Source organism: Vibrio kanaloae, from assembly GCF_024347535.1.
Classification (GTDB): Bacteria; Pseudomonadota; Gammaproteobacteria; order Enterobacterales; family Vibrionaceae; genus Vibrio; species Vibrio kanaloae.
In genome coordinates, this window is sequence record NZ_AP025498.1 from 1,283,555 (window position 1) to 1,296,200 (window position 12,646).

The following is a 12,646-nucleotide window of genomic DNA, read 5'->3' on the forward strand; positions in this document are numbered from 1 at the left end:
ATTCACGACCGGGATTTACTCATCGATATGCGCATAAAAAAAGAGCTCCTAAGAGCTCTTCAATCTGTTCAGTTTCACTCAAACAATCACTTATTTGTTATGAGATTCCTGAAGTTTCTCCATTACCTGATCCAAGCTAAAGCTTGCTGCTTTTTGGCGTGGTGGGAATTCAGCAAACGTTTCTAAGAATTTACCAACATACGCTTGCGCAGGAACGAACATATATGCATGGTCCAACAACCAGTCATAATAGGTATTCGATGTAATGTCTGCGTTTTCGTATGGGTCCATACGCAGGTTAAACAGCTTAGGAAGACGTAACGTCACGAACGGTTCAGCCCAAATCTGCATCGTGCCCGTTGCACGCTGTTCCATAAACACCGCTTTCCATTGGTTGTAACGAAGCGCGGCCAAATCACCATCATCAGTAAAGTAGAAAACTTCAGAGCGACGACCTTTTTTTTCTTCACCTGTTAGATAAGGAAGGAAGTTATAACCATCTAGGTGAACTTTAAACGTTTTATCGCCCGCCTTATGACCCTTCAGAAGTTTTTCTTTGATTTGGTCATCACCAGCGGCGGCTGCAAAAGTTGGCAACCAATCCATATGGTGCATGATCTCGTTAGAAACACTACCCGGTTCAATCTTACCAGGCCAACGAACCATCGCAGGTACACGATACGCACCTTCCCAGTTGGTATTTTTCTCACCACGGAACGGTGTTGTACCCGCATCAGGCCAAGAGTTCATGTGTGGACCGTTGTCCGTTGAGTAGAAAACAATCGTGTTGTCTTTGATACCCAGCTCATCCACTTGCTTCAATAATTGGCCTACATGTCTATCGTGCTCAACCATACCATCAGCGTAGTTACCGACACCGGTCACACCTTTACTGTCCGCTTTCACGTGGGTTCTAAAGTGCATACGTGTTGCGTTCCACCAAACAAAGAATGGCTTATCGGCTTTAACCGCACGATCCATGAAATCAAGTGCGGCATCGAGTGTTTCTTCATCGACAGTCTCCATACGCTTACGCGTTAGAGGCCCAGTATCTTCAATCTTGCCATCAGCAAATGACTTGATAACACCACGAGGGCCAAATTTCTTACGAAATTCTGGATCGGTTGGGTAATCTTCATTTTCTGGTTCTTCTTCAGCATTTAGGTGGTAAAGGTTACCAAAAAATTCATCAAACCCGTGCGCTGTTGGAAGGAATTCATCTTTATCGCCAAGATGGTTTTTACCAAATTGCCCCGTCATGTAACCCATTGGTTTAAGCATTTCTGCAATGGTTGCATCTTCAGCTTGCAAACCAATATCTGCACCCGGCAAGCCTACTTTACTCAAGCCTGTTCTCAGTACACTTTGCCCTGTAATAAACGTAGAGCGACCTGCGGTACAAGATTGCTCTCCGTAGTAATCGGTAAACATCATCCCTTCTTTGGCGATGCTATCAATGTTTGGAGTTTGATACCCCATTAAGCCAAAGGTGTACGCACTGACATTAGATTGGCCAATGTCATCACCCCAAATGACGAGAATATTCGGTTTTTCTGCCGCGAATGTGGTGGTGGAAGCCACCATCATCGCAGTACCCAGAATTGCTAATCGACGTTTGACGCCATATTTCGCTGTCATAAAAACCTCTTCGTTAGTTATTTGCATCCTGCCATACAACATATAGTCCATTTTTTTAACGATCGCGAGATTCGCTAAACTATTAATCTATTTGTCATTTTTCTTAACAGCGACACGCACAACTAGATGACAGAAATTCCGCACACAAACATGATAATGATCACAACTGATGTTAGAAGGCAAATCGACTAAACCAGTAAAGAACCATAAAAATCAAAACTTTAATAAACACCCATAACAATTAGTTATAACCACTATAAAAAGACACAACCGATTTTAGAGATTAATGTTTGCCCAACGATGTGTTGCTCTAACGCATTAATCTTTAAAGTGAATCGGAGTCCTTATGGGTACTAAAATTAATAAACTAGCATTAGGTGTTGGCTTATTAGCAGCTTCTTCAGCGGCAACAGCAGCAGAAAAACCAAACATTCTTGCTATCTGGGGTGATGACATTGGTGTATTCAACATCAGTGCATACAACAACGGTATGATGGGTTACGAAACACCTAATATCGACCGTATTGCTAACGAAGGCGCTCTGTTTACTGACCACTACGGGCAACAGTCTTGTACTGCTGGTCGTGCTGCATTCCTAACGGGCCAAGAACCTTTCCGTACCGGTCTATTGACTATCGGAATGCCAGGTTCAGACCACGGTATCCCAGATTGGGCTCCAACGATCGCTGACCTTCTTAAAGAACAGGGCTACATGACAGCCCAGTTCGGTAAAAACCACATGGGTGACCAAGACAAACACCTTCCAACAAACCACGGTTTTGACCAGTTCTTCGGTAACCTTTACCACCTAAACGCGGAAGAAGAGCCAGAAACATACTACTACCCTAAAGATCCTGAGTTCCGTAAGAACTTTGGCCCTCGAGGTGTAATCAAGTCAACTTCTGACGGTAAGATTGAAGATACCGGCCCAATGACGCGTAAGCGTATGGAGCACGCGGATGAAGAGTTCCTAGAACAATCTCTAGCCTTCATGGAAAAAGCAGTGAAAGCTGACAAACCATTCTTCATCTGGCACAACACAACACGTATGCACGTGTGGACTCGTCTACAAGAAAAATACCAAGGTAAATCAGGTATCAGCATCTACGCAGATGGCATGCTAGAGCACGATGACCAAGTAGGTATCCTTCTAGACAAGCTTGATGAGCTTAAGATCGCAGACAACACAATCGTTATCTACTCGACCGATAACGGTGCAGAGACAGTATCTTGGCCTGATGGCGGTGCAACTTACTTCCACGGTGAGAAAGGTACCACTTACGAAGGGGGTATGCGTGTTCCTCAGCTCGTTCGCTGGCCTGGTACAATCAAACCGGGGACTAAGATCAATGACATCATGAGCCACCAAGACTGGATCCCTACTCTACTAGCAGCCGCTGGTGATGATAAAGTGGTTGAGAAACTTGCGTCTGACAAAGGTGCAACTTACAACGGTAAAAACTGGCGCGTACACCTAGATGGGTACAACTTCCTACCTTACTTCCAAGGTAAAGAAGAGAAAGGCCCTCGTGATAGCATGCTTTACTTCTCTGCAAACGCTGAGCTAAACGCAGTTCGTTGGAATGACTTCAAGATCTCATTCGCGGTAATGGACGGTAACATTACCGATGCGGTACGTTTCCAACCAAACTGGCCTCAAGTCGTTCACCTACGTGCAGACCCATTCGAAAAAGCCCCACACGAATCTGGCATGTACCTACGTTGGATGGCAGACAACATGTGGCTATTCGTACCAGTAGGCGGCAAAGTACAAGAGTTCATGAACACGCTACCTGACTACCCAATGCAGAACAGCCAAGTACTGAACCCTGGTAACTTCAACCAGAATGCATACATGCTTCAAGGTAAACTTAAGCAACTAGAAGCGGCAGCAGCGCAAGCTAAATAAGCCGATTTAGGAGAGATGTTTCAAGTAAACATTAGTACTTCGAGTAAACATACGCACTTCAGATATATAAAGTAAGTGCATTATGAAATAATAAAGCCGTGGTGACTCAATACAGTGACTACGGCTTTTCTTCATCGCACCTACATTAGCCCCAGTTTATCAGTCCATTCCCGAGCATACTTACCAAACCGGTTTAATTTCCTTCCACCAGCCTTGCAACATCAATTTATTGCAACTAGGTTTATAAAGTCACACCTTCATTAACAAGGGAATGAAGGTGGAATCAGAGCGACTCTGAGTGGTCATAATCAGTTGGAATTGATGCTATGAAAACGCCATATCTGGCTGTAATAAGCGTAACGGTAATTTGCGTTTCAATCTCCGTATTGGTTTATGATACCTCCTCTTCAAAGGTCCATGTATTACTTGAACATGAAGAACAACATTCTCGTAATAACGACTATGAAACCTTCCTTTCAGCAGCCCACACCTCCACTACAGATACCCAAAATACCAAACAGATCCCATCTGCAAAATCTCCAGTATCACCAATTCCAGATTCAATTCAAATTGATAAGAAGCTTGCCAAAATAGGTTGGATTTTATTCAGGGATCCCAACTTATCGTCCGATCAAAGTGTCAGTTGTGAAAGTTGTCATAGCCTGCAAACCAATGGGGCTGAAGTGACCCCTGTATCTGCTGGAGTAAACGGCAGCGGAATGAGAAATTCACTCACAGTGTTCAACGCGACCTTTAACTACCGCTTCTTTTGGGATGGTCGCGTTAACAACCTTACTGACCAAATCGATGGCCCCGTACATAACGTCGCCGAAATGGATTCTAACTGGGAATATATTATTGATTATGTATCCCAGGCAGATGATTACGTTAGTCTATTCAATGAAGAGGGAACAGCTATTAACGAGGCCTCAATTAAAGCAGCTCTCGTTGAGTTTATGCGAGGCTTAACGACACCTCACTCTCCTTTCGACCAATATTTAAGAGGCAATAACTCTGCACTTTCTGCAAGTGAAAAAAGGGGGTGGAAAACCTTTCAAGAGGAAGGCTGTATTCGTTGCCACCAAGGCACCAATATTGGCGGCGGCATGGTAATGCGATTTGGCTACTTTGGGTTATCAAGAACAGGTGCAGAGAGAAGTAAAGATCAAGGCCGTTTTATGTTTACCGGTCAACCACAAGATAAACATCTATTTCGTGTCGCCAGCCTAAGAAATGTGGCAATTACAGCACCCTATTTTCATGATGGTCAAACACCTACTTTAGAAGAAGCAATCAAAATTATGGGTGAAAGCCAGCTCGGTAAAACATTCGAAAAACAAACTATTAGTGATCTTAAAGTATTTTTAAAAACACTTACAGGTCTCCGACCTCCAATATTAGTGGAGTTTGAAAATGAATAAAATCAGGCTCGCCCTCTTACTTTTTGTTTCTCTATTCGTGGGTCTAATCAGCGCCATCGTACTCACCTACACTGAACATGAGAATGTCGTTGAATACAGTGAGTCTGTTCGTGAATTAGGCCATGAAATTTTAGAAATGCGCGATAAAGTCACGAACAGTGCTCTCGCAGGTATTTCAAACCCTTATCAAATGTCGGCAAATCTAGTCCGTTTAGAAAAGAAACTACAAACATTAAGGGAGAGTTATCAAGGAAAGAAAATACACTCCACGTTCTTTAGCGACTTACAAACGGTTAAATTACTTGAGCGCTTCCACAATGCTTCAATGGCTAATATCGATAAGCTAGACAACCTTGTCGGGCTGAGTGTCGCTCGAGAGTTCATTCTGCAATCTCTGACTCTTAAGCTCACTGATAACCGCTTATCTTCTTCTATGAACTTAGAAATACCAAGCGGACTTCTCGCCAGTATTTTGCAAACCGGAGCCTCCATCCAGCAACAAAATGTAGACTCAGATTTGGCGAATCTATCAGAAACGTTTGTGGTGCTTAATCAACAACAAAGCCAGCTTCTTTCGCAAGTCCTTGCCGCTCATAGCATGGAATATCTAGATCAAATTGCACATCAGTTTACAAACTTTCAAGATCAACTAGTCGGGTTTATCGTTCGACTCATCATCACCCTCGCCCTGCTTACCTTTGCCTTCTCAATCACGCTCTTTATTCTGCGTGTATTCGAGTTGAAACGGAACAACCTTTCTTACCAAGAAGCAGCTGACAAAGCACACAAAGCCAACGAAGCGAAGTCTTTGTTCCTCGCGACCATGAGCCATGAATTACGCACGCCGATGAATGGCGTATTGGGCATCGCTCAAATCATAAAAGAGGACTCACAAAGTACCGATACCCGAAAGCAGGCCCAAATTATTATCGATTCAGGTCAACATCTCGTCACAATACTCAATGACATTCTTGATTTTTCTAAAGTTGAACAAGGGAAAATGGAGCTAGAACTAAGCCCATTCTCAGTCACAGACATCATTACCCATCTTGATAAAACCCTGACACCATTAGCCGCCGAAAAAGGCTTATCTTTTCTCATAAAAGACAGCACACCAACCAATATTCAGCTCATTGGAGATCCCGCACGTATACGTCAGATCTTATTTAATCTTGCTGGCAACGCCGTTAAATTTACCGAAAGTGGGAAAGTCGAAGTTGAATTCCAGATCACATCAACGAACCCACCAAGTGTACATATTACGGTCGCCGACACAGGGATTGGGATTGCCGAAGACAAAATCGACCACATATTCACGGCATTTGAACAAGCAGAGCTTTCAACGACACGTAAGTTTGGCGGAACAGGATTAGGACTTTCTATTGTGAAGCAGTTAGTCGAATTGATGGGAGGGACGATTTCGGTTTTCAGTCAGATAAATTTCGGTACTAAATTTACCATCACTCTTCCATTGGAAATGTATGAGATTGAAAGACAAATAGTAGAAAAAGTACTACCCAAATATAGTGAGACACTCGATAATTTTTCTGTGCTATTAGTAGAAGACAACAAGATTAACGCAATGGTGATAAGAAAGTTTTGTGAGTCGATAAACTTAACCGTTGAGAATGCCTACGACGGATTACAGGCATTGGATAAATTGATTTCAAACCAATATGACTTAATCATAATGGACAACCACATGCCTAACATGAGCGGTATAGAAGCGATACATAAAATTCGAAATGAACTTAAACTCAAGACCGTCATTTTCGCGTGCACCGCAGACGTATTCAAAGAGGCTCATGACGATTTTTTGCTTTCAGGGGCTGATTTCGTTCTCACTAAGCCACTACAAAAAAACAGTCTCCAAAATGCCATTAATGAATTTCGTCATAAGTTTGAGATAAATCGACACAGATCCTCGCATCTGCAAAGCCTTCAGAACGAAGCTAGGGGCAATGTTACGGTACTTACTCGTCATCCAAAAGATAAGCTGCCGATGACAGAAGAAGAGATATCTCGCTGCCAATTACTGATTGGCGAAGAGCTTAAAGCCAGCGAGAAGCTTGAATGTTTAAGATCTCTGGTCAATAAGTTAGAGAACGAAATTGATCAATTAATAAAGATATTTTCTGATTCAGAACCTGATGAACTCTACGACACCTTACAAGCAGTAAAAAGTATCGCCGCAGAGTTTCAAATGTCGGAGGTTCTTGAGCTATCAATCTCCGCTGAAGAAATCACCGAACAACATATGATGCCCGAGGCTGAGCTACTTCAACAACTCATTAATAGGCTAATGGTCAATAGTCACCAAGCAATGCGATTAATACACAAACTCCATCAACAACAAAAAACGGGGTAGACCTCCTCTGCCGCTATGTGGGCAATTGCTCGTACGTTTGGCTTGTTTACTTTCTTCAAACGAGCAACAAACTGATTTGCCGCTTTCAAGTAAGCGGTTGCCAGTTAGATTTCTAATATTTTCAATGTATGCAGCGTTTCCTGCCATGCCCCTTAAAGATTTGAGTCCTAAAGCTTCGATATAAACCCTACACCTCATGAGTCGTTAAACGCCCCCTTGTCTGAGTGGAAAAGTGCGAGTAATTCGTTCAAAAATTAGGCTTAGGTTAAGTTTCGGTGAATTTTATCAAATAGAGACAAGGTAACTTGAAATACTTCGCTCTGCATGAGAATGTGATTTATCTAACTATAAACAACTGTATGATTATGAAGACAATCCAAAGCATTGCCCTACTTACAGCTATCGTTGCAACACCTGCAGTATTAGCTGACGTTGAAATTCAAGTTCCATCAAGTGTTGATATTCTAGCGGTCAACGAAGCTAAGCCAGATCTAGATGGCAGCTTATTCTCTTCTCATAAAACGCTCACCGTTCCAGACGGTAAAAACCAGATCGTATTCCAATATCAGCTTGCTTTTGACAAAGGTAACGACCGTGAGTTTGTTGATAGCGATGCTATTATCGCAACCTTCAGTGCTACCGACGCTGCATTGATGTTCGATATGCCTAAATACCATAATACCCGTGAAGCGAAGAAAGGCTTTGAGAACCTAGATTGGAAATTGGTTGATGAGAACCAAAACGTTATCAGTGTTAAGCAAGACAAGTTAATTAAAGACGGCATGCAAATTGGTCGTAAGTTCCCTCAAGAAGCTAAAGAATACAACAAGAAAGGTGGCATTGCGGCACTAGCCATTGGCATGACTACGTCCGTTGCTGCTCAACCAGTTACTCTGCCAGCTAAGATAGATACTAACGCTGCGAACACAGCCGAGGAGATGCTCTATTTCTGGTACGAAAAAGCTGACTCTGAAACCAAACAAAAATTCAAAGATTACGTGAACAAGTAGATCGGCTTATCTCTCGTTCAAACTAAAGAAGCTGGCACGTTATTATAGCCAGCTTCTTTACCTTCATATATTGCAGAAAGCTATGCGATATAAGCCAACACAACTTCTCTATATTTCTGCTTTAATGACTCTCCAATAAAGCTCGCTTCAATAGCATTCAAGCTAAACTGCGCCAGTTCTTGCTGCGTCATGTCATGAGCTTGGTTCACAGCATTAAAGTTATCCGACATATAACCACCGAAGTACGCAGGATCATCAGAGTTAATGGTGACAGCTACGCCCTTTCTTAACAACTCGACTATGTTGTGGTCTTCCATCGCATCGAAAACGCGTAATTTAGTGTTAGACAATGGACATATAGTCAGTGGCATCTTGGTTTCAATCAATTCCTCTACCAAGGCCTCGTCAGTCATGCATTGCACACCATGGTCTACTCGGCTAACACGGAGCATTTCAATCGCATCAACAATATTTTGAGCTGGCCCTTCTTCTCCCGCATGAGCTACCGTTAGGAAACCCGCTTGTTTGGCTTTCTGAAATACTCGCTTAAATTTCTCGGGTGGATGCCCTAATTCAGAAGAATCTAATCCAACACCAATAATTTTATCTTGATGCTTGAGAATATCAGCGAACGTTTGAATGGCGCTCTCTTCAGACAGGTGACGCAAGAAGCAGGCAATGATTTGAGAGGTAATTCCTAGTTCTTTTTGACCGTATTCAAGCGCACGGTGAATGCCGTTAATCACGGTATCGAATGCAATGCCACGATCAGTATGTGTTTGAGGATCAAAGAAAATTTCAGTGTGGATAACGTTGTCAGCTTGGCAGCGCTCTAAGTATGCCCATGTTAGATCGTAAAAATCTTGTTCTGTACGCAGAGCATTAGCGCCCTGATAGTAAATATCAAGAAATGACTGCAGATCATCAAATTCATAAGCAGCTCTTAATTGCTCTGGAGATGAATAAGGCAAGTCGATGCCATTGCGTTGAGCCAGTTGGAAAAGTAACTCGGGTTCTAATGAACCTTCAATATGTAAATGCAACTCTACTTTTGGAAGCCCTTGAATAAATGCGTTCATATTTCACCTACTATGGATTTTAGGTGTGTACTTACTCTGAATAATAGACAAGATGTTTTTTGAACGCCATTACAAAGAGTAAGAACACTATTGTGATCTAAACCCTTCGTAATCAGCACTTTGCGGGAGCTGGTAGAGACCCCCAAACCATATCATTGGGGTTATACGAAGCAAACTGTTGTAACTATACAGAATTAGATGGGAATTTCACTAACCAATTACTCAGTAAGATTGTGAACTCAACAACCATACTGAATTAATCCAGTTTTCGCTGCGCTATGGTTTAGGATAAATAATAAATAACCCGTTCATTCTATATAAAATCCCCAAACAACAAACGGTTTGGGGCTGTCAGTTATCACTATAGGATCCGTCCACTAAAGGTAAACAAATAGCGAGATATTAGAGGTAATCCGGTCGAATTCTCGACATTAATAACATATCGATGTATTTCCCGGCTTTGAATGTACTGAGCCTTTTAGTACCTTCAAATTGAAAACCGACACCTTCATACAAAGCAATTGCGGCGTGGTTATCAGCATGAACCTCAAGTTCAAGGCGCACTAGATTAAGCCAGTTATCCGCCTGATTGATCGCTTCTTGCATTAATGCCTTACCGACCCCTTTGCCGTGGGCATCAGGATGAATCGCGATACCAAGCCCTGCGCAGTGTCTGTCTCTGACCTTTGTAGTCATGAATAAGGTCATATGTCCCACGACTTTACCCGAGACTTCAGCCACCAAAGAAAAATGGTCAGAATGTCCAAACAACCTTTCAACTTGGTCTGAACTAAGGAAAGGCTTTTGTGAAGTATTTTCAGATACTGATGGATGACGATAAATATCGAAAATATCTGAATTGTCCGTGAGTTCAAGGTGTCTAATTTGTATTTCCAAAGCACTTCCTTATTAATTCTTCCTACCTGTAACCTATTTTTCATATTACGGATAGCAACGATCACCTACAACCTTAAAGTGGTAAGAACTAAAAATACTTGAACCAATAATGAAGAGAAAGCTAAGCGAATAATGAAAATCACAGTTTGGAATCTGAGTGTAGTTAGAATTTATAGTCGACACCAACAGCTGCTAACACTTACTCGGAGTTATAAAAATCGATATTAGGACCAATCTTGATAACCTATCAAACCACCTTTCGTGTCCACATTGACGCAAATCCCGGCAGTAAAACAGGTAAAAAATCATATTCACATCCATTAATTGAGTAATTACTTTCAGCTATACGTAGATAAGTGAAATTATAACAATGATTTAGCAGTGTATTTTTATTCGTATGATGACGTTGGCTATAAAAGGATGTTGATCGAAGGTTCAATAAGTTGATCTATCAAGTTTAAACTTTCGTAGTGATTGTCGGAAATACAGACAAACTCAAAGGACGACAATATGTTTAATAACTTAAGTAAGACTCTGTCAGTACTATTTGTAACACTTCTTTTCACCGCTTTTGCTCAAGCTAACCATCATGAAATGAAGAGAGATATCGTTGATGTGGCGGCTGAAAATGGTTCTTTCACCACCTTAGTAGCAGCAGTGAAAGCGGCAGGTTTAGTCGAGACATTGAAAGGCGATGGCCCTTTCACGGTGTTTGCACCAACCGATGAAGCATTCGCGGCACTGCCAGAAGGTACGGTTGATATGTTGTTGAAACCTGAAAATAAGGACAAGTTAGTCGCCGTGCTCACATATCATGTGGTGCCAGGAAAAATAATGGCAACAGAAGTCATGAAGCTTAATAGTGCTGAAACGGTGCAAGGGGAAGCTGTAATGATAGCAATTGACGATGGTAACGTAATGATTAATAACGCTAAAGTCGCAATGCCAGACGTTGAAGCAAGCAATGGCGTAATCCACGTGATCGATAAAGTGTTACTGCCAAAGTAAGCAAAAGAGATAAACACGAACAATTCTTAGAGGGTGTGATTGGATCACGCCCTTTCATCCTTTGCTACAGATTGTTTTTTCGCTACAAACTTTACTCTCACTACAAACGATGCTTTTGTAACGAAATAAGTAACACTTTCAAATAAAGGTCTGTATCAAGCAAACAGGCGCTCATCGCTTGAACTTTTCGACACTCTGCCTCTCTTAATATGAAATAGCATTGGCGATAACCAAACTAAAATCAGATTAGGCTATTAGGTCACTTTCTCCATTACGTAATTTGTCAGCTTAACTCCACGCATGTCGACCTCCTGCTCATTCACCACCGTAAAACCAAAGTGCTCATAGAAAGGCTTGGCGGTAATACTCACCTCAGAGAAAAACCGAGTCACTCCGAGATCTGCACCAATAGAAAACACATGTTCCATTAAAGCTCTTCCTACACCTTTGCCCTGGTATTCATGATGACAGAAAAAATGATCAATCAACCCATTCGGTTGAAGGTCGCTATAACCAACCACAACTCCCTCTAACTCGGCCACGAAGGGTTGTATACGGTGCAAACACTTTTGCCAAAGTTCGGAGTCAAAATAACTTGGTGCCCAAGCCTCGACTTGTTCTTGAGAGTAATCACGAACGTTAATATTACGAACGGTATTAAAGTAAATGTCCCACAGTGCTTTGGCGTCACTCGCTTGATAGTTTCGAATCTTAACCACGACATACTCCTTTTATACCACTGCACTTTTTTTGAAATAAAAACGGTAATAACCCACTAAATTGCTGCATATAAACAAGACTTCCATTACCACTGCGGTTGGAGAACCAACCAAATAGTTATGAATTAGCCAAAAGCTGGTTCCTATTATCATCAACTCTCTCAAGCGACGATCGTCTTTGTTGAACGCCGCTAAAGTTTGAAAAACTGAAGCCAAACAACTTAATACGCTCACTACCCCAGAATAAGTAAAAATTGTTGCCACTAATGACATAGAACAAAAGAAGTATTTTAATTTAGGTGATGTCGAGAACACACTCGTCAAATAACGTATAGTCGCGATAATCATCAAACTCGCCGCAGTCCATTGCTCAAGAAGAATGAAATGACTCGAAATAAGAACGCCAGCAAAAAACAAACACGTAACGATTTTCTTCCTTTCTTTGAACTGAAAAGACAACAAGTCGAAACATATAGCGATGGCGACGAGCACTTGTGAAAGGTAGAAGGCTGACACGGCGATTCCTTAAATAATAACAATGACACTTTAGCTCTTTAGTCAATCAAATAGACATGACTGAAGAATAAGCCCGACTAA

The 12,646-nt window shown here is 41.9% G+C and carries 10 protein-coding genes and 1 riboswitch; of the genes, 5 read left to right on the forward strand and 5 right to left on the reverse strand.

Annotation, left to right across the window (positions count from 1 at the left end):
* Window positions 1–90: 90 nt before the first annotated feature.
* On the reverse strand, window positions 91–1,638 hold the full coding sequence (locus OCV24_RS19905; protein WP_017058440.1) for an arylsulfatase: 1,548 nt from the start codon (window positions 1,636–1,638) through the stop codon (window positions 91–93).
* A gap of 346 nt (window positions 1,639–1,984) precedes the next feature.
* Here OCV24_RS19905 and OCV24_RS19910 point away from each other — a divergent pair, with 346 nt between their 5' ends.
* From OCV24_RS19910 to OCV24_RS19925, 4 genes are all read left to right on the forward strand, one after another.
* Window positions 1,985–3,547 carry an arylsulfatase gene (locus OCV24_RS19910; RefSeq protein ID WP_150879217.1) on the forward strand — a complete coding sequence of 521 codons (1,563 nt, stop codon included), beginning with the start codon at window positions 1,985–1,987 and terminating at the stop codon, window positions 3,545–3,547.
* Window positions 3,548–3,873: 326 nt separating this feature from the next.
* A complete protein-coding gene (locus OCV24_RS19915; RefSeq protein ID WP_017058442.1) occupies window positions 3,874–4,968 on the forward strand; it encodes a cytochrome-c peroxidase in 1,095 nt (364 codons plus the stop codon).
* Window positions 4,961–7,336, forward strand: a complete 2,376-nt coding sequence (locus OCV24_RS19920; protein WP_017058443.1) for an ATP-binding protein — start codon at window positions 4,961–4,963, stop codon at window positions 7,334–7,336. The genes OCV24_RS19915 and OCV24_RS19920 overlap by 8 nt, the downstream gene beginning before the upstream one ends.
* A 365-nt stretch (window positions 7,337–7,701) precedes the next feature.
* Window positions 7,702–8,346: a DUF2057 family protein gene (locus OCV24_RS19925; protein WP_029627289.1), complete on the forward strand. Its 645-nt coding sequence runs from the start codon at window positions 7,702–7,704 to the stop codon at window positions 8,344–8,346.
* A gap of 80 nt (window positions 8,347–8,426) precedes the next feature.
* On the opposite strand, the gene OCV24_RS19930 is transcribed toward OCV24_RS19925, so the two are convergent.
* Window positions 8,427–9,425, reverse strand: coding sequence for an adenosine deaminase (locus OCV24_RS19930; protein WP_136998142.1), 999 nt, complete (start codon window positions 9,423–9,425; stop codon window positions 8,427–8,429).
* 89 nt (window positions 9,426–9,514) lie between these two features.
* A riboswitch (purine riboswitch) is annotated at window positions 9,515–9,614 on the reverse strand.
* A 213-nt stretch (window positions 9,615–9,827) separates the two neighbouring features.
* Window positions 9,828–10,322 (reverse strand): GNAT family N-acetyltransferase, encoded by a 495-nt coding sequence (locus OCV24_RS19935; protein ID WP_060469682.1) that lies wholly within the window; start codon window positions 10,320–10,322, stop codon window positions 9,828–9,830.
* Window positions 10,323–10,832: 510 nt separating this feature from the next.
* Here OCV24_RS19935 and OCV24_RS19940 point away from each other — a divergent pair.
* Window positions 10,833–11,330 carry a fasciclin domain-containing protein gene (locus OCV24_RS19940; RefSeq protein WP_137026131.1) on the forward strand — a complete coding sequence of 166 codons (498 nt, stop codon included), beginning with the start codon at window positions 10,833–10,835 and terminating at the stop codon, window positions 11,328–11,330.
* Window positions 11,331–11,584: 254 nt separating this feature from the next.
* On the opposite strand, the gene OCV24_RS19945 is transcribed toward OCV24_RS19940, so the two are convergent.
* Both OCV24_RS19945 and OCV24_RS19950 read right to left on the reverse strand, forming a co-directional pair.
* Window positions 11,585–12,049: a GNAT family N-acetyltransferase gene (locus OCV24_RS19945; RefSeq protein WP_137026133.1), complete on the reverse strand. Its 465-nt coding sequence runs from the start codon at window positions 12,047–12,049 to the stop codon at window positions 11,585–11,587.
* A gap of 12 nt (window positions 12,050–12,061) precedes the next feature.
* Entirely contained in the window at window positions 12,062–12,565 is a 504-nt protein-coding gene (locus OCV24_RS19950) for a YgjV family protein (RefSeq protein ID WP_136998140.1), read from the reverse strand.
* Window positions 12,566–12,646: the final 81 nt, after the last annotated feature.

Coding starts and splice junctions, on each gene's coding strand:
- OCV24_RS19930 (WP_136998142.1), bottom strand. CDS start 9,425: ATGAACGCATTTATTCAAGGGCTTCCAAAAGTAGAGTTGCATTTACAT.
- OCV24_RS19905 (WP_017058440.1), bottom strand. CDS start 1,638: ATGACAGCGAAATATGGCGTCAAACGTCGATTAGCAATTCTGGGTACT.
- OCV24_RS19910 (WP_150879217.1), top strand. CDS start 1,985: ATGGGTACTAAAATTAATAAACTAGCATTAGGTGTTGGCTTATTAGCA.
- OCV24_RS19920 (WP_017058443.1), top strand. CDS start 4,961: ATGAATAAAATCAGGCTCGCCCTCTTACTTTTTGTTTCTCTATTCGTG.
- OCV24_RS19940 (WP_137026131.1), top strand. CDS start 10,833: ATGTTTAATAACTTAAGTAAGACTCTGTCAGTACTATTTGTAACACTT.
- OCV24_RS19915 (WP_017058442.1), top strand. CDS start 3,874: ATGAAAACGCCATATCTGGCTGTAATAAGCGTAACGGTAATTTGCGTT.
- OCV24_RS19925 (WP_029627289.1), top strand. CDS start 7,702: ATGAAGACAATCCAAAGCATTGCCCTACTTACAGCTATCGTTGCAACA.